The following is a 21,613-nucleotide window of genomic DNA, read 5'->3' as shown; positions in this document are numbered from 1 at the left end:
ACGCGAGCCGCTGCGCGGTGCGTGCGAGTCGGTCAGAATGCCCGGGTGACCGACAACGCGCAGGACGCCCCGCAGGACGCCCCGCAGGACGACACGCCTCGCGTGGTGATCGTGGATCCGCCGGACGACGACGCCCCCGAGGACATCACGTCTATGGTCGAGCAGCCCGCCAAGGTCATGCGGATCGGCACGATGATCAAGCAGCTGCTCGACGAGGTGCGCAGCGCGCCGCTGGACGACGCCGCCCGCGCCCGCCTGGCGGAGATCCACGAGCGGTCGCTGCACGAGCTCGAGGAGGGCCTGTCCCCCGAGCTGGTCGCGGAGCTGCACCGGATCACGCTGCCGTTCGTGGAGGACCAGGCGCCGTCCGACGCCGAGCTCCGGATCGCGCAGGCCCAGCTGGTCGGGTGGCTCGAGGGGTTGTTCCACGGCATCCAGACCGCGCTCGTCGCCCAGCAGATGGCCGCGCAGGCCCAGCTGCCCGGCACGCGCCGCCAGCTCCCGGCCGGACCGATGCCGGGCCTGCAGGCGGACGGCCGCGACCCGTCGACCGGGCAGTACCTGTAGCCCGAGGGCCCTACGCCGGCGGCGGCGCCTCGTCGGTGGCGGGCTCCTCGCGCTCCAGCCCGGTGAGCAGGATCGCGCCGGACACCAGCAGCAGCCCGACCACCTCGAGCCCGTGCGGCACCTGCTGCAGCAGGACCGCGCCGACCACCGCGGCGGTCGCGGGGAGCATCGCCAGCAGCACCGCGAAGGTCGCGGCGCGCACCCGGCGCAGCACGACCTGCTCGAGCGCGTAGGGGATCACCGACGAGCACACGGCGATCGCGACGACGAGGGCGGCGAGCCGGGCGTCGTGCAGCACCGGCCCGGCGCCACCGGCCAGGAACGGCCCGAGCACGACCGCGCCGGCGGCCATGGCGACCGACAGGCCGGTGATCCCGCCGGACGCGGCCCGGGCCACGCGGCGGCCCAGCAGGATGTACGCCGCCCAGCAGGCCGCCGCGACGAGGATCGCGACCAGCCCGATCACGGCGTCGGGCCCGGCGTCGAGGCTCACCCCCGCCAGCAGCACCACGCCGACCGCGGCGATCGCGATGCCGACACGGTCCCGCCAGCCGTGCCCGGTGGCGGCGGCCACCGCCACGGGCCCGAGGAACTCGATGGCCACGGCCGTGCCCAGCGGCAGGTGGTCGATGGCGATGTAGAAGGCCACGTTCATCACGGCGAGGACGACGCCGAACACGACGGCGGTGCGCAGCTCGGGCCAGGTCCACAGGGCCCGGGCCCGCCAGGGCCGTCGCCAGACCAGCAGGACGACCGCGGCCACCGCGACCCGCAGCCACGCCACGGTGGCGGGCGCGACGGTGTCGAAGATGCCGACCGCGAGTGCCGCACCCAGGTACTGCGTCAGCCCGGAGACGACGAACAGGAGGGGTGCGGGCACGGCCTCAGGCTAGGACAGCCGCGCCCGCACCAGGCCTACCCCTTGACCGACCCCGCCAGCAGCCCGCGGACGAAGTACCGCTGGAGGCTGAGGAAGACGATCACCGGGATGATGATCGACACGAACGCCCCGGCGGTCAGCAGGTACCACTGCGTGCCGCGCTGCCCCGTGAGGTTGTAGAGCGCGACGGTCATCGGCGCGACCGCCTGGGACGACCCGGCGAACGTCAGGGCGACGAGCAGGTCGTTCCACACCCACAGGAACTGGAAGATGCCGAACGCCGCGAGCGCGGGCTTGAGGATCGGCAGCATCAGCCGGAAGAAGATCGTCACGTGCCCGGCGCCGTCGACGCGGGCCGCCTCGATCAGCTCGGCGGGGATCTCCTTCATGAAGTTGTGCAGCAGGAACACCGCGAGCGGCAGGGCGAACATGGTGTGCGAGAGCCAGATCGCCCAGAACGTGCCCGCGATGTTGATGTCCGCGTAGATGGTCAGCAGCGGGATGAGCGTGACCTGGATGGGCACGATCTGCAGCGCGAACACCGCGACGAACAGCACGTTCTTGAACTTGAAGTCCATCCACGCGAACCCGTACGCCGCCAGGGACGCGATGAGCAGCGGGATGAGCACGGCCGGGATCGTGATGACGAGCGAGTTGACGATGTACGGCGCGAGCGACGACGAGCTGTCGGACGACAGCACCGTCTGGTAGTTCTCGAGCGTGAAGTTCGGGTCGCTGAAGGCCGTCCACCAGCCCGACTTGTTGATGTCCGCGGCCGGCCGGAACGAGCTGATGAACAGCCCGAGGGTGGGCACGGTCCACACGAACGCGAGCACCACCGCGGCGAGCGAGGCCCAGGGTGACGTCAGCCGCTTCTTGGTCGCCTCGGCGACACCGCGGACGTCGCCGACCTGGTCGTCGACTCCTCCCTTCACCCCGCTGAGGTCCAGCTGGGGTCCGACGGCGCTCATCGTGCCTCCGATGCCCGGATGTGCCGGATGTTGTAGACGATGATCGGGATGACCAGGATGAACAGGAGGACCGCGAGCGCGGCACCGAGCCCCTGGTTGCCCGCGCTGAAGCTCTGCGTGAAGAACTCGTTGGCCACGACGCTGGTGCCGAACTGACCGCCGGTCATGGTCCGGACGATGTCGAAGACCTTGAGGCTGCCGATGGCGATCGTGGTGAGGACGACCACGAGCGTGGGCCGGATGGTCGGGATGGTGATGAACCGGAACATCCCCCAGGACGACACCCCGTCGAGCCGTGCCGCCTCCACCATGTCCTGCGGGATCGCCTTGATCGCCGCGGACAGGATGGTCATGGCGAACCCGGCCTGGATCCAGATCATCACGACGATGAGGAACAGGTTGTTCCACGGCTGGTTGATGAGGAACTGCTGGGGTGTGCCGCCCAGCCACACGATGATCTGGTTGAGCAGGCCGATCTGCTGGGGGTTGACCTTGAGCGTCGGGTCGTAGAACCGGTACTCGTAGACGAACTTCCAGATGATCGACGCCCCGACGAACGAGATGGCGATGGGCAGGAAGATCAGGGACTTGGCCACGGCCTCGCCCTTGGCGCCGTCGACGATGATGGCGTACAGGAGACCGACGGCCGTCGCGACGAACGGCGCCACGAGGACCCAGAGCACGGTGTTGCGCAGGACGACCAGCTGGTCGGGGTTCGTGAAGATCGCCGTGTAGTTGTCGACGCCGATGAAGGCCTTGCCGGCGGCGTCGAAGAACGAGCGGATGACCGTGCGGACCGCGGGGTACACCAGCCCGATCAGCAGGAGCAGGATCGTCGGCCCCACGAAGAACCAGGCGACCCGCTTGGCCCCCCGCTTCTCCAGGAGCGCGACGACGAACAGGATCAGACCGATCACGAGGGTGAACGCGAGCAGCGCGATCACCATGGTTCCGAGCTTGTCGGCGAGCTGCATCGGACCTCCGGACAGGGACGAGTGGCGACGGTGGCACTGACGCTGTGCAGGTCGGTCCCCGGGGAGCCGCGGACGACTCCCCGGGGACCGGACTCACGTCAGGACGTCGGCCAGGCGGCCTCGATCTTGTCGAGCGTGTCCTTCGTCGACTGCCCCGTGATCCAGTTGGTCGCTTCCTTCCAGAACGCGTTGTTCGCGGCGGCCGGCATGCGGTCCGAGCCGTCGAAGCGGAACACCGTGTTCGGGTCCTGCAGGATCTTGGCGGACAGCAGGTCGATGGGGTTCACCAGGTTCGCGGTGTCGAGCCCCTTGTTGGCGGAGACCCAGCCACCGCCGGTGTCGTCCGAGCTGGCCTTCGCCTTGATGTTGGCCCAGGCGTCCGTCGACCAGAAGGTCTGGAGCGCCTGCACCTCGGGACGGTCGCTGAACGCGGTCACGAACTCGCCGGCGCCGAGCACCGGGTGGTCGTCGGCCGACTCGCCCGGCAGGTAGAACGCGAAGACGTCGCCGTCCTCGGCCACCTTGGTGCCCTCGGGCCAGTTGGCCGCGTAGAACGACGCCTGGCGGTGCAGCGCGCACTGGCCGTCGAGGATCGGCAGGCCGCCGTCCTGGAACGCCGTGCTCGCGATGGACGTGACGTCGCCGAAGCCGCCGTTCACGTACTTGTCGTTCTTCAGGTAGTCGCCCACGGCGTCGAGCGCCTTGGTCGGGTCGGCCGAGTTGAACGCCTCCTCGTGCGAGACCCACTTGTCGAAGGACTCCGGGCTGGCGACCCGGAGCATCATGTCCTCCATCCAGTCCGTGATCGGCCAGCCGGTCGCGTCACCCGACGCGATGCCGGCGCACCACGGCTTGATGCCGGTCGCCGCGATGTCGTCGGAGAGCTGCTGGAGCTCGTCCAGCGTGGTCGGGATCTCCCAGCCGTTGTCCTTGAACTGCTTCGGCGAGTACCAGACCAGCGACTTCACGCTCGCGCCCGAGGGGGCCGCGTAGAACGTGCCGTCGACCGAGCCGTAGTCCTTCCAGGACGGGTCCCAGAACTTGTCGACGTTGTCCGCGACGGCCTTCGGCGCGGCGACGACCGTGCCCGTGGCCACCAGCTGGGCCAGCAGGCCGGGCTGCGGGACGATCGCGATGTCCGGCGTGTTCTTCGCCTGCGCCTGCACCAGGATCTGCTGCTCGAAGCTCTTGTCGGCCTGGTAGTCGACCTTGACGCCCGTGCAGTCCTCGAAGGCCTTGAAGGAGTCGGTGTACGGCTTGTCCTCGGGGGTGGTGATGCCCGCGTAGATCGAGACCGTCTTGCCCGACAGGTCGCCGTAGGAGTCGTAGATCGCGCAGTCGGACGATGCACTGTCCGTGCTGCCTCCGCCGCCGCCCCCGTCGTCCCCGCTCGAACAGGCCGTCAGCGCGAGGGCGATGCCCGCGCTCGCTGCTGCTGCTGCCACATACCCGCGACGCTTGCGCGTGCCGTTCATGAGACCTCCACGTCGTCATGTACCGGTCGGGCGCAGGAGGAATCCCGGCGCCCTTGCAAGCGATGCAAGCCGTTACGCAAGACGGGCGCAACCTCAGAGACCGGGCAATCCGGTCACGATTCAGTCACGGCTCGACCACAGCGCACGCACACGGTCGAAATCACCCGGAATCGGGCCCGAAACGGACGAGATGGGCCGGTCGGGGGCGTTGCGGGTCAGACGAGCAGGCTGTGCAGGATGGCGAGCGCGCCGTCGTCCTCGATGCCGCCGGTGACCTCGTCGGCCGCGGCGCGCACCGACTCCGGCGCGTGGCCCATCGCGACCCCGCGGGCGGCCCAGCGCAGCATCTGCACATCGTTGCCGCCGTCGCCGATCGCGACGGTCGCGTGCGGCTGGACGCCGAGGTGCTGGCGGACCTCCTCCAGCGCGCTGGCCTTGGACACTCCCCCGGGGGTCAGGTCGAGCCACGCCGACCAGCCGACCGCGTACTCGACCTCGTGCAGGCCGACGCGCTCGACCAGCTCGTGGAACAGCTCGGGCGTGCTGTCGGGGCTCCGGATGACGACGCGCGTGGCGGGCGTCGACGTGAGCTCCTCCCAGGACACCACCTCGAGGTCGCCGGACAGCTCGCCGTCGGGGAAGTCGGCCGACACCCGGAAGCCGAGACCGAGGTCCTCGACGGCGTACAGGGCGTCGGGCAGCTCCATGGCGATCGCCCGCAGGGCCGGTCCGGGGTCGAACGTGACCACGCGGACGATCTCGTACCCGTGCTCCATGGCGGGATCGAGGCGCGCCGTCACCGCGCCGTTGGAGCAGACGACCCATCCCTCGGTCAGGCCCAGGTCCCGGGCCACCGGCGCGGCGGAGTGGACCCCGCGGCCGGTCGCCAGCACCACGTRCAGCCCGGCGTCCCGGACCGCCCGGACCGCGTGCCGGACCTCGTCGGAGATCACGCCGTCGTAGGACATGAGGGTCCCGTCGACGTCGAGCGCGACGAGCCGGCAGCGCGTCATCGCACGGGCTCCAGCACCTCGAGGCCGCCCAGGTACGGGCGCAGCCCCTCGGGCACCCGGACCGACCCGTCGGCCTGCTGGTGGTTCTCCAGCAGCGCCACGATCCAGCGCGTGGTGGCCAGCGTGCCGTTGAGCGTGGCCACCGGCCGCATCGACCCGTCGGCGGTGCGCTCGCGGACGCCCAGGCGGCGGGCCTGGAACGTCGTGCAGTTGGAGGTCGAGGTGAGCTCGAGGTAGCGCTGCTGGCTGGGCAGCCACGCCTCGCAGTCGAACTTGCGGGCGGCGCTGGAGCCGAGGTCGCCCGCGGCCGTGTCGATCACGCGGTACGGCAGCTCGGCCAGGGCGAGCATCTCCTCCTCCCACGCGAGGATGCGGCGGTGCTCGTCGTAGGCGTCCTCGATCGTCGTGTAGGTGAACGCCTCGACCTTGTGGAACTGGTGCACGCGGATGATCCCGCGGGTGTCCTTGCCGTACGAGCCGGCCTCGCGCCGGTAGCAGGCCGACCAGCCGGCGTAGCGCTTGGGGCCCCTGGACAGGTCGAGGATCTCGCCCGAGTGGTAGCCCGCGAGCGCGACCTCGCTGGTGCCGACGAGGTACAGGTCGTCGGCGGGCAGGTGGTAGATCTCGTCGGCGTGGGCGCCGAGGAAGCCGGTGCCGGCCATGATCTCGGGCTTGACCAGCGTGGGCGTGATGACGGGCGTGAAGCCGGCGCTCAGGGCCTTGTCGACGGCGGCGTTGAGCAGGGCCAGCTCGAGGCGGGCGCCGATGCCCATGAGGTAGTAGAACCGCGCGCCGGAGACCTTGGCGCCCCGCTCGGTGTCGATCGCCGCGAGGCCCTCGCCCAGCTCGAGGTGGTCCTTGACCGGGAAGTCGAAGTCGCGCGCCTGCCCGACGTGCTTGAGCACGACGTAGTCGTCCTCGCCGCCGGCGGGCACGCCGTCCTCGACGACGTTGGAGATGCGGCGGCTCAGCTCGGTGGCGACCGTCTCGGCGGCATCGGCGTCGGCCTGCAGCGCCTTGACCTGGTCGGCGAGATGCTTGCCGCGGGTCAGCAGCGCGTGCTTCTCGTCGCCCTGCGCCTTCGCCACCAGCTTGCCCAGGGACTTCTGCTCGGCCCGCAGCGTCTCGAACTCGGTCAGCGCCGAGCGTCGCCGGGCGTCGGCATCGAGCACCTGGTCGACGAGGTGGGGGTCGTCCCCGCGCGCCACCTGGCTCGCCCGGACGAGGTCGGGGTCCTCCCGCAGGAGCCGCAGATCGATCACCCAAGAACCCTACAGACCCGCGCGGCGGCGCTCGCACCGAGGTCCGACGGCCGCCGCGCCCGCGCTCGAGAACGTCAATTCAGCGCGAGAACGTCACCGTGAACTGCCGTTCTCGCGCCGACATGACGTTCTCGGGTCGGGCGGGCTCGGAGCGCTCGGGGGCGCGACCCGTAGATTCTCCGCATGACGTGGGAGGCGTGGGTCGCCGTGAGCGCAGGCATCGCCGCGCTCGCCGCGCTCCTGCTGGTCCTCATCCTCTGGATCCGTCAGCGCGAGCTGCGGCGGCGGATCGAGTCCCCGAGCGCCGGCACGAGCGCCCGCGCGCTCCGGCTCTCGCGCGACGTGCAGGAGACCGGGCAGGTCGTGGCCTTCGTCGCCAACCCCAGCAAGTCCGACGTCCCCGCGCTGCGGGCGGCGGTCTTCCGTGCCCGCGAGACCCAGGGGTACCCCGAGCCGCTCTGGTACGAGACGACGATCGCGGACCCCGGCGTCGGGCAGACGCGCAAGGCGGTGGCGGACGGTGCCGACGTCGTGGTCGCGATCGGCGGCGACGGGACCGTGCGGGCGGTGGCCGAGGGTCTGGTCGGCACCGGCGTGCCCATGGGCCTGATGCCGCTGGGCACGGGCAACCTGCTGGCCCGCAACCTCGACCTGCCGCTGAGCGACCCGCTGGCCGCCATGCGGATCGCGCTGGAGGGCCGGGACCGGACCATCGACGTCGGCTGGCTGCGGGTCCTGCGCTGGGAGTCCGACGTCGACGACGCCGTCACGGACGCGGTCGACGACCTCGCCGACGAGGAGGGCCTGCAGCGCGACCACATCTTCCTGGTCATCGCCGGGCTCGGGTTCGACGCCGCGATGGTGGCCGACACCGACGAGCAGCTCAAGCGCCGGGTCGGCTGGATCGCGTACTTCGTGTCGGGCATGCGGCACCTGCACGGCCGCCGCACCCGCATGCACGTCCGGCTCGACGACCAGCCGATGACCACGACCCGGCTGCGCAGCCTGCTCATCGGCAACTGCGGCAAGCTGCCCGGCGGGATCACGCTGCTCCCGGACGCGGTGCTGGACGACGGGTGGCTGGACGTCGCGGCGATCGACACCCGCGGCGGCATCGCGGGCTGGGCGCAGCTGTTCGGCGAGGTGATGCTGCAGGGCGCCGGGATGCGCAACGACCTCCCCGCCAAGATCGGCCGGATCGACCACACGCGTGCGCAGGAGGTCCGCGTGGTGGTGCAGGGCGGCGAGCACGTGCAGGTGGACGGCGACATCGTCGGCCGGGTCACCGAGCTGTCGGCCCGCGTGGACCACGCGGCCCTGGTGGTGCGGGTGCCGCTCGGCTGAGATCCGCAGGATCGCGCGGATCCGGGCCTGCGGAACGCCCGTTCGAGGGCAACCCGGACGCGCGTTGGTGGACCGGCGCGCGGGGCCGCTACGCTCCCGGCCGAACGAGGGTGGGCGACCGCGCCGCCCGCACCGGGAGGACCCCCATGACCACCACCCTGCGGGCCGCGCTCGCCGTGCTCCTGCTGGTCGGCTTCTACGTCGTCGCGCTGGCGGTCGTCGTCGGCATGGGGGCGCTGGCGTGGTGGGCGTTCCAGTCGGACGCCGAGGCCGCCGCGGCCAAGCTCGGGTTCCTCGCCGCCGCCGTCGCGGTGGCGATCGTCGTCGCGCTCTGGAAGGTCGCCCGCGCCCGTCCGACGGCCGACGACGGCCCGCCGCTCACGCCCGCGGACGCCCCCGCGCTGTGGGACACGGTCCGCGAGCTCGCCGCGGCCGCCGACACCCGGGTGCCCGACGACATCCGCCTCATCGCCGACGTCAACGCGGCCGTCTCCGAGGACACCCGCCTGCTCGGCCTCGTCGGCGGCGCCCGGCACCTCTACCTCGGGGTCCCGCTGCTGCAGACGCTCGACGTGGGCCAGCTGCGGTCGGTGCTGGCGCACGAGCTGGGTCACTACTCGAACAGCCACACGCGGCTCGGCGCGATCACCTACCGCGGCAAGCAGGCGATCGGCGCGACCCTCGACCAGCTGTCCGGCAACCTGGTCGGCTGGTTCCTCGCCCTCTACGCCCGGCTCTACGTCATGGTCGCCGCCGCCGTGAACCGCCGCCAGGAGCTCGAGGCGGACCGTCTCTCCGTGCAGATCGCGGGCCGGGCGACCGCGCAGAGCGCGCTGCGGGAGCTGCCGGTGGCCGACGCCGCCTGGTCGTTCTACCTGAGCCAGTACCTCGAGGACGCCTGGGAGTCCGGCTACGCGCCGACCGCGCAGGGGTTTTTCGGGGGCTTCGGCCGGCTGGTCGGCGCCCGCGCGGGCGAGCTGGCCGAGATGCGCTCCGACGCGCCGCCGGCCGAGCAGTCGCGCTGGGACAGCCACCCGTCCATCGCCGTGCGCGTGGCCGCGATGGACCGGATGACCGACCCGGCGCCGGCCCGCGACACACGTCCCGCGACGGTGCTGGTCCCCGGTTTCGACGACGCCGCGACGGCCCTGGCCGCGAGCGTGGTCGACGTCGAGGGCCGCACGCAGCTGGACTGGGAGGAGCTCACCGCGACCTCCCTCGTGCTCACGCGGCAGCGGACCGTCGACATCTTCTACCGCGCTGCCGCGCGCGTGGCCGGGCAGCCCCGCGCGAACCTCGGCACGGTGCTCGACCTGGTCGCGTCCGGCCGGCGCGCCGCCTGGGAGAAGGACCTGGGGATCCACCCGGAGGAGGGGCAGGACGCCGACCCCCTGGCCGTCGTGATGGACATGCTGATCAGCCAGGCGGCCGTGCAGGCGGGGGTCGCCCGGTGGCGCCACTCGTGGAGCGGGCCGGCCGAGCTGGTCGGCGCGGACGGCGAGGTGCTCGACGTCGACCCGGTGGTCACGCTCGCGCTGAGCCCGGGGTCCGTGCCGGAGGCCCGCGCGCGGCTGGTCGAGCTGGGGGTGGACGTCGAGTCCACCGGTCAGGTCAACGAGGCCGCCACGGCGCACGGCGGTGACGTGGTCGGCGGCCTGGCCAGCGTCAAGGTCGACGGGAAGAAGCACGACGTGCTGGTCCTCGACAACGGTCTGATCCTCGTGCCGACGCCCAAGAAGGACGAGCTCGGCAAGCAGCGGCTGCTCGGGCTGCTGCAGTCGGGCTCGGTGGTGCAGCTCGCGTCGTACCACCGCTTCCTCGCGTACGAGGAGATCGCGGTCGCCCGCATCCTCAAGCAGATCCCCGTGCGCGCCGAGCTCACGCTCCACGACGGGCGGACCGTGTCGATCAGCGAGGCGTGGAGCGGGGAGCGGCTGGCGAAGGACAGCGGCGACCTGCTGGTCGCGCACCTGCTGGCGTACGCGCCGGACGAGTCGCCCGCGGACGCCTGACGGTCAGGTCGCGGTCCCGCCGCGGACGGCCTGCAGCCACCCGCGCGCGCCCACGAAGTCGCCGTCCGCCGTCCCCACGTGCACGGTCGGCTCGACCGCGTCCGCCCGCGGGTAGGACCCGAGGAACCGGACGTACGGGCAGCGCCGGTGCAGGCCCATGACGGCCTCGCCGACGCGCTCGTCGGTGATGTGCCCCTCGGCGTCCAGCGAGAACGAGTACCGCCCGAGCGAGTCGCCGATGGGCCGCGACTCGATCCGGGACAGGTTCACGCCGCGGACCGCGAACTGCTCGAGCATGGCGAGCAGCGCCCCGGCCTCGTTGTCGGGCAGGTGCACCACCAGGGTGGTCTTGTCCGCGCCGGTGGGCGGCGGCACGTCCCCGGGGTGGCCGACGACGACGAACCGGGTCTGCGCCGACACGTTGTCCGCGACGTCCTGCGCCAGCGGGACGAGGCCGTAGGACTCGACGGCGGCGGGCGGGACGAGGGCGGCGTCGAACCCGAGGTCGCGGCCGTCGCCGGTGGCGATGAGAGCGGCCGGAGCCGTGTTGGACGTGGCCGGCACGTGCACGACGTTCGGCAGGTGGTGCGCGAGCCAGCGCCGGCACTGCACCCAGGCGTGCGGGTGGGCGGAGATGCGCTCGACGTCCGCGAGCCGCACCCCGGGCGCGGCCGCCAGCGTGAACTGCACCGGCACGAGCATCTCGCGCAGGATCACCAGCGGGTCGCCCCCGGCCAGGCTGTCGAGGGTCGCGGTGACGCCGCCCTCGACCGTGCTCTCGATGGCGACCACGGCGAAGTCCGCGTCGCCTGTGCGGACCGCCTCGATGGCCGACGCCACGTCCGACACCGGGAGGTCCACGCACTCGTCGACCGCGACCACCTGGCGCAGCGCGGCCTCGGTGAACGTGCCGGCCGGACCCAGGTAGGCGTACCGCGGTAGCGCCTTCGACATGGCGTTCCTCCCGTGCAGATGATGTGCACGCTGCACGGATACCCCGCAGCGCCGCCGGGGTCGAGGGTAGTGCGCCCGTAGGCTGGAACGGTGCTGACCCCTGCCCGCCCGCGCGCGTCCCTGCTTCGCGGCGCGGTGCTCGCTCTCCTGCTGAGCATGGCGGGCCTGCTCCTGGCGGCTCCCGCGCAGGCTGCCGACGAGCCGCCGGTCCTGCTGATCGGGGTCACCGGGGTCCGTTGGGACGACGTCACCACCCTCACGACGCCCGCGCTGTGGAGCATGTCCCGCGAGGGGTCGGTCGGCCTGGTCGCCGCCCGCAGCGTCGCCTCCCGCTCCTGCCCTGCCGACGGCTGGCTCGCGGTCTCGACGGGTACCCGCGCCGCCGACGTGCGCACCGACGACGGCACCTGCCGCACCCTGCGCGAGCCCGGCGAGAGCGGGCAGGTGCCCGGCTGGGACGACTACGTGGCCGCCGCCGACGCCGAGTCGTACGGCGCGGTCCCGGGGCTCCTGGGGAACATGCTGGCCGACGCCGGCTCCGCGGTGGCGGGCATCGGGCCCGGCGCCGCGATCGCGCTGGCCGACGAGCAGGGCATCCCCGTCGGCACCCACCAGGTCCTGCCCACCAGCAACCTCGGCATCACCCGCGCCGTGCGCGACGCCCTCGACACCTCGCAGCTGGTGGTCATCGACGCCGGCTCCCTGCGCGACCCGGGGTACGCCACCGCGGACCGGCCCGACACCCCCGCGCCCGCCGCGACCGAACCCGGCGACCAGGTGGACGAGCCGACGCAGCCGGAGGTCTCGACCCCCGACGCGATCATCGAGCCGTCGCGGGCGCTGCAGGCCCAGGCGATCGACGACCGCATCGGCGCCGCGATCGCGGGGGCCCAGCGCTCGGGTGCGACCGTCCTCGTCGTCTCGCTCGCCGACTCCGGCCGCACGGTCCTGCAGCTCGGCGCTGCGACCGGGCGCGCACCCGACGGCGCCGAGTACTCCCAGAGCCTGCTGACCTCGGGCTCGACCCGCCAGGCCGGGCTGATCCAGTCGGTCGACGTCACGCCGACCCTGCTGTCCGGCATCGGGCTCGACGACAGCGCCGCGACGTTCAGCGGGTCCGAGATCCTGCCCGGCCCGTCGACCGCCGCCGCGACGGCCCGGGTGGACCGCCTGCTCGACATCCAGCGGCACGCGACGATGATCACGCGCGTGGCCGGGGCGTACTCGACGCGGCTGGTCCTCGTCCAGGCCGTCCTGTTCATCGCGGCGGCGATCATCCTGACCCGCAAGGGCCGCTCCGACCGGACGCCGCTGCGACCGGCCCTGCGCGTGCTGCGGGTCGCCGCGCTGGCCCTGGCCGCCGCGCCGGTGGCGTCGTTCCTCACCAACCTGGTCCCGTGGTGGCGCTCGGACATGCCGGTCACCACGTTCTGGTGGGTGCTGCTCGGCTGGATCGCGCTGATCACGGTGGTGTCGCTTGTGGGGCCCTGGCGGCGCAACCTGCTCGGGCCGGCGGGCGTCGTCGCGGGCGTGACGGTCCTGGTGCTGGTGGTCGACGCCTGCACCGGCTCCACGCTGGTCATCGACTCCCCCATGGGCGCCCACCGGGTGCTCGCGGCGCGGTTCTACGGCATGAGCAACCAGGCGTTCGCGCTGCTCACCGCGGCGGGGCTGCTGCTCGCGGTCGCGATCGCGGACCCGCTGCTGCGCCGCGGCCGCCGCGGGCTGGCCACCGCCGCCGTCRCCGGTCTGGGGCTGCTGCTCGTGGTCGTGGACGGCGCGCCCGGGCTGGGCAGCGACTTCGGCGGGCCGCCCGCGCTGATCCTCGCGTTCGCGATGCTCACCATCGTGGTCAGCGGCCGCAAGGTCAGCTGGAAGTGGCTCGGGCTCATCGTCCTGGTCGGCGTCGTGGTCGTCGGCGGCTTCGCGGTGCTCGACTGGATGCGCCCGCCCGACGCCCGCACCCACCTCGGCCGGTTCTTCGCGACCGTGCTCGACGGCGGGCTGTGGGACGTGGTCGGCCGGAAGATCGCCGTGAACCTGCGCGTCCTGACGTCCTGGCGCTACCTCGTGCTCGCCATCGGCGGCGTGCTGCTGACCTGGCTCGTCATCGCCGGCGGCCGGCCCCGCCGCGGGGCGCTCATGGGGACCGGCAGCTCGATGGCCGGCCTGCAGCGCGCGGTCCCGCTCCTGCGTCCGGCGGTCGCGGCGATCGGCGCGGCGCTGGCCGTCGGGTTCCTCATGAACGACTCGGGCATCGTCGTGCCGGCCACGGGCATCGCCGTCGCGGTCCCGTGCCTGGTCGCGGCGGCCGCGCAGTGGCGGCTCGGGGCGCCCGACGGGGAGCTCGACGAACCGGCTAGCGGTGAGTCTGAGGCGGTTTCTGCGCCGGTGTGACGGTCCGCTTCACGGCGCCGGCGGCGCGGCGCACCCGGCGGGCGTTCACCGCGAGCTGGACGTCCCGGTACTGCGCAGCGCGGTGCATCTGCCCCTTGAGGTCCGAGCCGGACGGTCGGTGCTTGAGGTCGCAGGGCACCTCGACGACGCGGAAGCCGCGGCGCAGCAGGTCGATGGTCATGCCCGTCTCCACGCCCCACCCGTGGGCCAGCGGCGTCGCCGCCTCGAAGGCCTCGCGGGTCAGGCACCGCATGCCGGACAGCGGCTGCGTCGGGGTCCAGCCGGTCATCGACACGATGGCCCGACGGGCCGCGCCGACGACGATCCCCCGGCCGCCCGCGCCGGGCTGCGGCGGGATCAGGGCGATGGACAGGTCGGCGTGCCCCTCGTACACGGGCGGCACCAGCGGGGCCGTGTTGACCGCGGTCTCGCCCAGGTCGCCGTCGATGAACAGCAGGATGCGGGGCTGCCGGTCGGGGGCGTCGCGCATGGCGACCACCGCCGCGCCCGTCTCCATCGCCGCCGCCTTGCCGCGGTTGTGCGAGTGGCGGACCACCACGGCGCCGGCCTCGCGGGCCACGTGCTGGGTGTTGTCCTCGGAGCCGTCGTCGACCACGAGGACCAGGTCCACGTGCGGGATGGCGCGGGCCGAGCGGACGGTGGCGGCGATGCGCCGGGACTCGTCCTTGGCGGGGATGATCACCGCGACGCGCTGGCGGGCCTTGTGGACGGCCGCCTTGCGCTCGTCGGTCGCCGCCTTGCGGGCGTCGTTCGGAGCCTTCACGGCAGCCTGCCCAGCAGCCTGCGCGGCGTCCGCCGGGGGCTGCGAGGTGTCGACGGGTGCGGCGGACTCCGCCTGGTCGTCGGCGGCCTTGCCGCCCTTGCGCATCACGTCCGCCACCCTATCGACCCGCACCCGTCCCGCCCGTCCGTGGACGGGTCAGCGCAGGGTGACCTGGCGGGCCACCAGGCCGGCGCGCGCGCGGCGCTCGTTGGCGTCGAGCGGCGCGGTGTCCTGGAGCGCGGCCGTGAACCGGGGCAGGAAGTCGGCGACCGGCTTCTCGATGTCCTCCGCCTCCGAGCCCTTCGCCAGCTCCCACACCGGGACCACCAGGCCGGCGGAGCGGAAGTAGCCGACGAACTTGGCGCCCTCGAACCCGGACTCACGCGTGGCGTGGAGGCGGGCGAGGCCGTCGAGGACGACCTGCTCCTCGTGCGGCTGGGCCCAGCGCAGGAACTCGCGGGCACCCATCCGGCACCAGTACGCGGCGTCGGCGGACTCGAGCTTGACCGTGTCGATGATGCCGCCGTCGGCCTCCTCGATCGCGGCCTGCAGGTCCGGCGTGCGCTCGGTGTCCGGGGCCAGCCAGTACCCGAACGAGTCCTGCACGGTGACCTCGAACGGCACCGACAGGTCGAGCACGTCCTGCAGGCGCGGGCCCGGCTCGGGCAGGCCGATGGTCTCGACGGCGGTACCGGCCTCGACCTCGAGGGCCTCGAGCAGCGCGTGCGCGAGGTCGCGGCTGACGTCGTTGGAGCTGCTGGTGGTCTGCAGGGCCAGGAGGACGACGCCGTCGGCGCGGTGCAGCGCGGGCCAGCTGGTCGGAAGCACCGTGGTGATCAGCACCTCGCGCGCTCCGTGCTCCTTGGTGGTCCGGGCCGTCGCGGTCGCGGCCGGGACCAGCTCCTTGAGGGCGACCCAGTCGGGCTCACCGGGGAGCCCCTCGAACGGGCGCAGCACGAAGTCGGACGAGTTCTTGGCCATGCGGGAAAGGTTACCGGTCCCCACCAGGGCAACCAGCCGGGGAGGGGCTCGCTTCGTACCGGGCGTTAAGGGAGGATCGCGACATGGACCCGCGTGCCGGAACACCCGCCCAACCGTCCGACCTCGTCGATCTCGACGCCCTGACCGGCGCGTACTACGACCGCGAACCCGACCTCGACGACCCCGCGCAGCGGGTGGTGTTCGGCACCAGCGGACACCGCGGGTCGGCCCTCGACACCGCGTTCAACGAGGCGCACATCGTCGCCATCACCGCCGCGATCGTCGAGTACCGCCGCTCCCAGGGCACCGACGGCCCGCTGTTCATCGGCCGGGACACGCACGCGCTGTCCGACCCGGCCTGGCGCTCGGCGCTCGAGGTGCTGGCGGCGGCGGACGTCGAGGTGCACGTGGACGCCCGCGACTCGTGGACCCCGACGCCCGGCGTCTCGCACGCGATCCTGCGGCACAACGGCGCCGGCAGCTCGGAGGGCGTCCGCACGCAGGGGCCGGGCCTCGCCGACGGCATCGTCGTGACCCCGTCGCACAACCCGCCCCGCGACGGCGGCTTCAAGTACAACCCGCCGCACGGCGGCCCCGCGGGGTCGGAGGCCACCGGCTGGATCGCCGACCGCGCCAACGAGATCCTCGCCACCGGCTGGAAGAGCGTGCCGCGCGTGAGCGCCGAGGCCGCGCTGGCGGCGGACACCACCCTCAAGCACGACTACCTGTCCTCCTACGTCGCGGACCTGGCCAACGTCATCGACGTCGACGCCATCCGCGCGTCCGGCGTCCGCATCGGCGCGGACCCGCTGGGCGGCGCGTCGGTCGAGTACTGGGGCGAGATCGGCGAGTACTACGGGCTGGACCTGACCGTGGTGAACCCGACGGTGGACCCGCAGTGGGGGTTCATGACGCTCGACTGGGACGGCAAGATCCGCATGGACTGCTCGTCGCCGTACGCGATGGCGTCCCTGGTGGCCCGGATGGCCGGGGACCCGGCGCCGTTCGACATCGCGACGGGCAACGACGCCGACTCGGACCGGCACGGCATCGTGACCCCGGACGGGCTGATGAACCCGAACCACTACCTCGCGGTCGCCATCTCCTACCTGTACGGCGGCGCGCGCCGGGGCTGGCCGGCCGACACCGCCATCGGCAAGACCCTCGTCTCGTCCAGCCTCATCGACCGGGTGGCCGGGAAGCTGGGCCGGCGGCTGCTGGAGGTGCCGGTCGGGTTCAAGTGGTTCGTGCCGGGCCTGGTGGACGGGTCGGTCGGGTTCGGCGGCGAGGAGTCGGCGGGGGCGTCGTTCCTGCGCAAGGACGGCACCGTGTGGACCACCGACAAGGACGGCATGCTCCCCGCGCTGCTGGCCTCGGAGATCCTGGCGACCACCGGCAGGTCGCCGTCGGTCCACCACCAGGAGCTCGTCGCCGAGTTCGGGGAGTCCTGGTACGCCCGGGTCGACGCCGCGGCCTCCCGCGAGGAGAAGGCGACGCTGTCGAGGCTCACGCCCGAGCAGGTCACCGCCACCACCCTGGCCGGCGAACAGATCACCGCGAAGCTGACCAACGCGCCCGGCAACGACGCGGCGATCGGCGGCCTCAAGGTCACCACGCAGAACGCCTGGTTCGCCGCCCGGCCGTCCGGCACCGAGGACGTCTACAAGATCTACGCCGAGTCGTTCGTGTCCGCCGAGCACCTGGCCCAGGTGCAGGCAGAGGCGAAGGACGTCGTCTCCGCAGCCCTGGGGGCATAGATGTCGACGCCGACCGCGCCGCCGCTGGACCGTCGCCTCGCGCTCCTGCTCGCGATGGCGATGTTCGTCCTCGTGGTCGACACGTCCTTCATGAACGTGTCGATCTCCGCGGTCGTCTCCGACCTGGACACGACGGTGAGCGGCGTGCAGTCCGCGATCGCGCTCGAGGCCCTGGTGTCCGCCGCGTTCATCCTCATCGGCAGCAAGGTCGGTGACCTGATCGGCCGCAAGCGCGCCTACGTGCTGGGGCTGCTCGGGTACGCCACCGGCGCGGTCGCGATGATGCTGGCGCAGAGCCTGACGGCGGTGATCATCTTCTGGGCGATCATCGGCGGGCTGGGCGCGTCGCTCCTGCTGCCCTCGATGCAGTCGCTGATCCACGGCAACTTCACCGGCGGAGCGCAGGTGCGGGTCTACGCGCTGGTCGGGGCGTCCGCCTCGATCGCGGCGGCGGTCGGTCCCCTGCTCGGCGGCTTCATCACCACCTACCTGTCGTGGCGCGTGGCCTTCGGGCTCGAGGCGCTGATCATCGTGGTGGTGCTCAGCGGCATCAGGCTGGTCAAGGACGTGGCCTACACCGGCGACCGCTCGATCGACGTCGTCGGCGCCATCCTGTCCGCGCTCGCGATGGGCGGCATCGTCCTCGGCATCCTCGTGTGGCAGGAGGGCGGCGAGGCCGTCGGCGCCCTGATCGCCGTCGGCGCCGTCGCCCTCGGGCTGCTGGTCCGCTGGCTCGTGCGCCGCAAGCGCGCGGGCAAGCCCGTGCTGCTCGACCCCGACCTGTTCCGGCTGCCGCTCTTCCGCGTCGGCGTCTCCCAGCAGATGCTCCAGCAGATCACGCTCGGGGCCGCGATGATCACGCTGCCGATCTTCCTGCAGATGGTCCTCGAGTACGACGCGATGTCGGCGGGCCTGTCGCTGGCCCCGCTGTCCCTGAGCATGTTCGCCCTGGCCCTGCTGGCCGGGAAGCGCTCGGGCCGGCGCCGGCCGGCGGACATCGTGCTGGTCGGCTTCGCGCTGGTCGTCGTCGGCGTCCTGGTGCTGATCCCGGTGGTGCCGCGGGCGACGTCCGGCTGGTACCTGGTGGTCCCGCTGATCATCATCGGGTCCGGCCTCGGGCTCCTGGTGTCGCAGCTGAACAACTACACGCTGTCGCCCATCGACGAGGAGCGGGTCAGCGAGGCCGCGGGCGTCAACTCGGCGTCGGGCTCGTTCGGCCTGTCGTTCGGGCTCGCGTTCGCCGGCGGCCTCCTGCTCGCCGCGCTGTCGCTGGGGTTCACGACGCAGTCCGACGCGAGCACGGTCCTCTCGCCCGACGAGCAGACGCAGGTCGCCACCGCGCTGGAGGACGACGCGCAGCTGATGAGCAACACCCAGCTCGAGGAGGTCCTGGTGGGCCRGCCGGCCGACGTGCAGGCCGAGATCCTGCGCATCAACACCGAGGTCCGGCCGCGCGCCCTCCAGATCGCGCTGCTGGTCCCGCTGCTCGCCGGCCTGGTCGGGCTGGTCAACGGCTTCCGGATGCGGCGCCTGCCCGACCCGCAGCCGAACGCCGCGATCGAGGGCGTGGCGCTGGGCTGAGGCTGAGGTCAGGCCGACGGCCCCGGGGTCCGACCCCGGGGCCGTCGGTGTGTCTGCTCAGGCCGCCGCGCGGCCCAGCCCGGTGAACGTCCACCCCGCCGCGCGCCACCGGCCCGCGTCGAGCTTGCCGCGCGCGTCGATGACGGCCGGCTGGTGGGCGAGCGTGGCGAGGTGCGACGGGTCCGCCTGGAGGAACTCGTCCCACTCGGTCAGCACGAGAATCACGTCGGTGCCCTCGACGGCCTCCTCCACGCTGGTCGCGTAGCCGAGCGTCGGGAACATCGACCGAGCGGTGTCGCCCGCCTGCGGGTCGTAGACGGTGACCTGGGCGCCCCGCAGGTGCAGGGCCGCCGCCACGTTGAGCGCCGGGGAGTCCCGGACGTCGTCGGTGTGCGGCTTGAACGCGGCGCCGAGCACGCCGACCCGCCGGTTGAGCACCGAGCCGCCGCAGGCCTGCACGGCGAGGTCGATGACGCGTTCGCGCTGACCCATGTTGATCTCGTCGACCTGCTGGAGCAGCGCCGCCGCCCGGCCGGCCCCGAGCTCGTTGGCCCGGTACATCAGGGCGCGGATGTCCTTGGGCAGGCACCCGCCGCCGAACCCGAGGCCGGCGTCGAGGAACTGCCGCCCGATGCGGATGTCGTGCCCGAGGGCGTCGGCCAGCACCGTGACGTCGGCCCCGGCCGCCTCGCAGACGCCCGAGATCGCGTTGATGAACGAGATCTTCGTGGCCAGGAACGCGTTGGCGCTGACCTTGACCAGCTCCGCGGTCGGCAGGTCGCAGACGACCACCGGCGACCCCTCGGCGATGGGACCGGAGTAGACCTTCCGCAGGAGCGCCTCCGCCTCGGGCGACGTGCCGCCCAGGACGATCCGGTCGGGGTGCAGCGTGTCGGCGACCGCCTTGCCCTCCCGCAGGAACTCCGGGTTCCAGACGAGCTCGGCCCGCACGCCCGACGGCGCCTCGCGGTCCACCAGCGTGCGGAGCCGGGCGGCCGTGCCGACGGGCACCGTCGACTTGCCGACGATGAGCCCGTCGTGGGTCAGGTGCCGCGCGATGGCCGTCGTCGCCGCCTCCACGTACCGCAGGTCCGCGGCGTGGCTCGTCTTGGACTGCGGGGTGCCGACGCAGACGAAGTGCACGTCCGCCCAGCCCACCGCCTCGGCCACGTCCGTGGTGAACCGGAGCCGACCCGTGGCCATCTGCTCGGCGAGGAGCTCGGGCAGCCCGGGCTCGTAGAACGGGACCTTGCCGGCGGCGAGCATCTCGACCTTGTGCGGGTCGGTGTCGACGCCCACCACCTCCATGCCCAGCTGGGCCATGGCGACCGCGTGGGTGGCGCCGAGGTAGCCGGTGCCGAGGACGGCGATCCGCGGCGCGGGGCCGGCGGGGTCGAACGGGCGACGGACGGGGGTGTCGAGGGCGTCGACACGGGGTGTCTTCATCACGGCTCCTGGGTGGTCGTCGGGCTCGGGGTGGGCTCGGGGGTCGGCGTGGGCTCGGGGGTCGTCGTGGGTGTGGGTTCCGGTTCCGGTGTCGGTGTCGGGGTCGGTTCGGGTGTCGGCGCCGGCGTCGGGGTCGGTTCCGGCGTCACCACCGGCGGGGCCGGCGCGGCGAGCGTCGTCGCGGCCACCGGTCCGTCGACGAAGCCCGCCGCCGGGTTGTGGATGCCGTCGATGAACGCCTGCTGCGAGTCGCGGCGGGACGTGATGCGCCAGTCGTTGGTGACGCGCTGGCCGCCGGAGATCGTCGTGACCGTGTGGTTGAACCACGCGAACCCGATGACGTCGGCGTTCTCCGGCTTGGTCAGGGCGGCGAACAGGTCGGCGACCCACCTGGGCTTCTGGCCGCCCACCTCGGAGGCGCCGATCTCCGCGAGGAGGATCGGTTTCTTCGTGATCGACCGCAGCTGGTTCAGAGACGTGTCGTAGGTGTACGAGAACGTGGGCGTCTGGTCGGACTTGAACGGGGGCCGGTAGTAGCCCGACAGGCCCACCCAGTCCACGTAGTCGTCGCCGGGGTACAGGCTGCGCATGTACCAGGACGAGTTCTTGGCCCAGTCCGGCAGGGCGTTGACGATGTTCGGCGCCCAGACCCAGATGACGTACTGGTTGGCGCCCTCCGCCTGGAAGATGTCGTGCACGTGGCGCCACATCGTCACGTAGTCGCCCTTGCCGTTCCCGTTGAGCGAGTTGCCGCCCCACGCCCGCTCGCCCCACGGGTACCAGCTGCCGTTCATCTCGTGGTCGAGGCGGATGGCCATGGGCAGGCCCAGGCTGACGATGTCCTTGGCGTACTGGTGCAGGTAGTCGTCGTACTGCCCGCCGATGATCGTGGGTAGCGAATAGTTCGGGTCGACCGCCTGGTCGTTCGCCGCCTTGAGCGGGCGGGACTCCCAGGTGAGCAGCGGGAGCATGCCCTTCTGCCAGGCGCGCGTGACCGCGTCCGGCCGGAACGGTCCGTCCCAGCCCTGGAAGTAGCCGGCGATCGTGGGCGCGACGCCGACGGTCGAGCTGACGTTGTCGAGCTCCGCCCAGTTGAACGGCGACTGCGGCGTGTAGAGGCCGAACTGGCGCTTGGTCGGCGCGAGCAGCTCCGACAGAGGTGGCGCGGTCGGCTTGGCGACGACGGCGGGGGCTGTCGCCACCGCGGCCTGCGAC

At 72.6% G+C, this 21,613-nt stretch carries 17 protein-coding genes; 6 read left to right on the top strand and 11 right to left on the bottom strand.

Translation table 11 applies throughout. The features are described from left to right. The first annotated feature begins 45 nt into the window (after window positions 1-45). On the top strand, window positions 46-567 hold the full coding sequence (locus tag ACXJKG_RS05950; protein WP_456844829.1) for a bacterial proteasome activator family protein: 522 nt from the start codon (window positions 46-48) through the stop codon (window positions 565-567). Window positions 568-577: 10 nt separating this feature from the next. Here ACXJKG_RS05950 and ACXJKG_RS05945 read toward each other — a convergent pair whose 3' ends face one another. From ACXJKG_RS05945 to serS, 6 genes are all read right to left on the bottom strand, one after another. Then, on the bottom strand, window positions 578-1,447 hold the full coding sequence (locus ACXJKG_RS05945; protein WP_456844828.1) for an EamA family transporter: 870 nt from the start codon (window positions 1,445-1,447) through the stop codon (window positions 578-580). A gap of 35 nt (window positions 1,448-1,482) precedes the next feature. Continuing rightward, the gene (locus tag ACXJKG_RS05940; RefSeq protein ID WP_456844827.1) at window positions 1,483-2,418 is read right to left on the bottom strand and encodes a carbohydrate ABC transporter permease; all 936 of its coding nucleotides are present in this window, start codon (window positions 2,416-2,418) and stop codon (window positions 1,483-1,485) included. Beyond that, a complete protein-coding gene (locus tag ACXJKG_RS05935; RefSeq protein WP_456844826.1) occupies window positions 2,415-3,392 on the bottom strand; it encodes a carbohydrate ABC transporter permease in 978 nt (325 codons plus the stop codon). Before ACXJKG_RS05935 ends, ACXJKG_RS05940 begins: the two co-directional genes overlap by 4 nt. 98 nt (window positions 3,393-3,490) lie before the next feature. Continuing rightward, complete coding sequence (locus ACXJKG_RS05930; RefSeq protein WP_456844825.1) at window positions 3,491-4,867, bottom strand: ABC transporter substrate-binding protein; 1,377 nt, start codon at window positions 4,865-4,867, stop codon at window positions 3,491-3,493. 215 nt (window positions 4,868-5,082) lie between these two features. Beyond that, complete coding sequence (locus ACXJKG_RS05925) at window positions 5,083-5,880, bottom strand: HAD family hydrolase (protein WP_456844824.1); 798 nt, start codon at window positions 5,878-5,880, stop codon at window positions 5,083-5,085. After that, on the bottom strand, window positions 5,877-7,142 hold the full coding sequence (serS, locus tag ACXJKG_RS05920; protein ID WP_456844823.1) for a serine--tRNA ligase: 1,266 nt from the start codon (window positions 7,140-7,142) through the stop codon (window positions 5,877-5,879). The genes ACXJKG_RS05925 and serS overlap by 4 nt, the downstream gene beginning before the upstream one ends. Window positions 7,143-7,325: 183 nt before the next feature. Here serS and ACXJKG_RS05915 point away from each other — a divergent pair, with 183 nt between their 5' ends. Further along, window positions 7,326-8,486 (top strand): diacylglycerol/lipid kinase family protein, encoded by a 1,161-nt coding sequence (locus ACXJKG_RS05915; protein ID WP_456844822.1) that lies wholly within the window; start codon window positions 7,326-7,328, stop codon window positions 8,484-8,486. Between the two features lie 146 nt (window positions 8,487-8,632). Further along, the gene (locus ACXJKG_RS05910) at window positions 8,633-10,498 is read left to right on the top strand and encodes a M48 family metallopeptidase (protein WP_456844821.1); all 1,866 of its coding nucleotides are present in this window, start codon (window positions 8,633-8,635) and stop codon (window positions 10,496-10,498) included. Window positions 10,499-10,501: 3 nt separating this feature from the next. Here the strand turns inward: ACXJKG_RS05910 and pheA are convergent, their stop codons facing one another. After that, a complete protein-coding gene (gene pheA / locus ACXJKG_RS05905; RefSeq protein WP_456844820.1) occupies window positions 10,502-11,452 on the bottom strand; it encodes a prephenate dehydratase in 951 nt (316 codons plus the stop codon). Between the two features lie 90 nt (window positions 11,453-11,542). On the opposite strand from pheA, the gene ACXJKG_RS05900 reads away from it, so the two are divergent. Further along, window positions 11,543-13,849, top strand: a complete 2,307-nt coding sequence (locus ACXJKG_RS05900; protein ID WP_456844819.1) for a hypothetical protein — start codon at window positions 11,543-11,545, stop codon at window positions 13,847-13,849. Here the strand turns inward: ACXJKG_RS05900 and ACXJKG_RS05895 are convergent. Together ACXJKG_RS05895 and ACXJKG_RS05890 are read right to left on the bottom strand one after the other, a co-directional pair. Next, window positions 13,812-14,741, bottom strand: a complete 930-nt coding sequence (locus ACXJKG_RS05895; protein WP_456844818.1) for a glycosyltransferase family 2 protein — start codon at window positions 14,739-14,741, stop codon at window positions 13,812-13,814. The two genes, ACXJKG_RS05900 and ACXJKG_RS05895, sit on opposite strands and share 38 nt — an antisense overlap. A 48-nt stretch (window positions 14,742-14,789) precedes the next feature. Beyond that, a complete protein-coding gene (locus tag ACXJKG_RS05890; RefSeq protein ID WP_456844817.1) occupies window positions 14,790-15,614 on the bottom strand; it encodes a DUF5926 family protein in 825 nt (274 codons plus the stop codon). Window positions 15,615-15,697: 83 nt separating this feature from the next. Here ACXJKG_RS05890 and pgm point away from each other — a divergent pair, with 83 nt between their 5' ends. Together pgm and ACXJKG_RS05880 are read left to right on the top strand one after the other, a co-directional pair. Next, entirely contained in the window at window positions 15,698-17,371 is a 1,674-nt protein-coding gene (pgm, locus tag ACXJKG_RS05885; protein ID WP_456844816.1) for a phosphoglucomutase (alpha-D-glucose-1,6-bisphosphate-dependent), read from the top strand. Next, window positions 17,372-18,952 (top strand): MFS transporter, encoded by a 1,581-nt coding sequence (locus ACXJKG_RS05880; protein WP_456844815.1) that lies wholly within the window; start codon window positions 17,372-17,374, stop codon window positions 18,950-18,952. A 57-nt stretch (window positions 18,953-19,009) separates the two neighbouring features. Here ACXJKG_RS05880 and ACXJKG_RS05875 read toward each other — a convergent pair whose 3' ends face one another. Then, complete coding sequence (locus ACXJKG_RS05875; RefSeq protein ID WP_456844814.1) at window positions 19,010-20,398, bottom strand: UDP-glucose dehydrogenase family protein; 1,389 nt, start codon at window positions 20,396-20,398, stop codon at window positions 19,010-19,012. Continuing rightward, window positions 20,398-21,613 (bottom strand): glycoside hydrolase family 26 protein (locus ACXJKG_RS05870; protein WP_456844813.1); only part of this gene is annotated, 1,216 nt, incomplete at its 5' end. The genes ACXJKG_RS05875 and ACXJKG_RS05870, both read right to left, overlap by 1 nt.

The organism is Cellulomonas sp. P5_C6 (assembly GCF_054049635.1).
The sequence above is the reverse complement of the archived record's forward strand: the minus strand, read 5'-3'. Positions and strand labels throughout refer to the sequence as shown.

What these genes read in the sequence shown, in the direction of transcription:
- ACXJKG_RS05940 (WP_456844827.1), bottom strand. Translation starts at nt 2,418, where the DNA reads ATGAGCGCCGTCGGACCCCAGCTGGACCTCAGCGGGGTGAAGGGAGGA.
- ACXJKG_RS05935 (WP_456844826.1), bottom strand. Translation starts at nt 3,392, where the DNA reads ATGCAGCTCGCCGACAAGCTCGGAACCATGGTGATCGCGCTGCTCGCG.
- ACXJKG_RS05930 (WP_456844825.1), bottom strand. Translation starts at nt 4,867, where the DNA reads ATGAACGGCACGCGCAAGCGTCGCGGGTATGTGGCAGCAGCAGCAGCG.
- ACXJKG_RS05915 (WP_456844822.1), top strand. Translation starts at nt 7,326, where the DNA reads ATGACGTGGGAGGCGTGGGTCGCCGTGAGCGCAGGCATCGCCGCGCTC.
- ACXJKG_RS05910 (WP_456844821.1), top strand. Translation starts at nt 8,633, where the DNA reads ATGACCACCACCCTGCGGGCCGCGCTCGCCGTGCTCCTGCTGGTCGGC.
- pheA (WP_456844820.1), bottom strand. Translation starts at nt 11,452, where the DNA reads ATGTCGAAGGCGCTACCGCGGTACGCCTACCTGGGTCCGGCCGGCACG.
- ACXJKG_RS05890 (WP_456844817.1), bottom strand. Translation starts at nt 15,614, where the DNA reads ATGGCCAAGAACTCGTCCGACTTCGTGCTGCGCCCGTTCGAGGGGCTC.
- pgm (WP_456844816.1), top strand. Translation starts at nt 15,698, where the DNA reads ATGGACCCGCGTGCCGGAACACCCGCCCAACCGTCCGACCTCGTCGAT.
- ACXJKG_RS05875 (WP_456844814.1), bottom strand. Translation starts at nt 20,398, where the DNA reads ATGAAGACACCCCGTGTCGACGCCCTCGACACCCCCGTCCGTCGCCCG.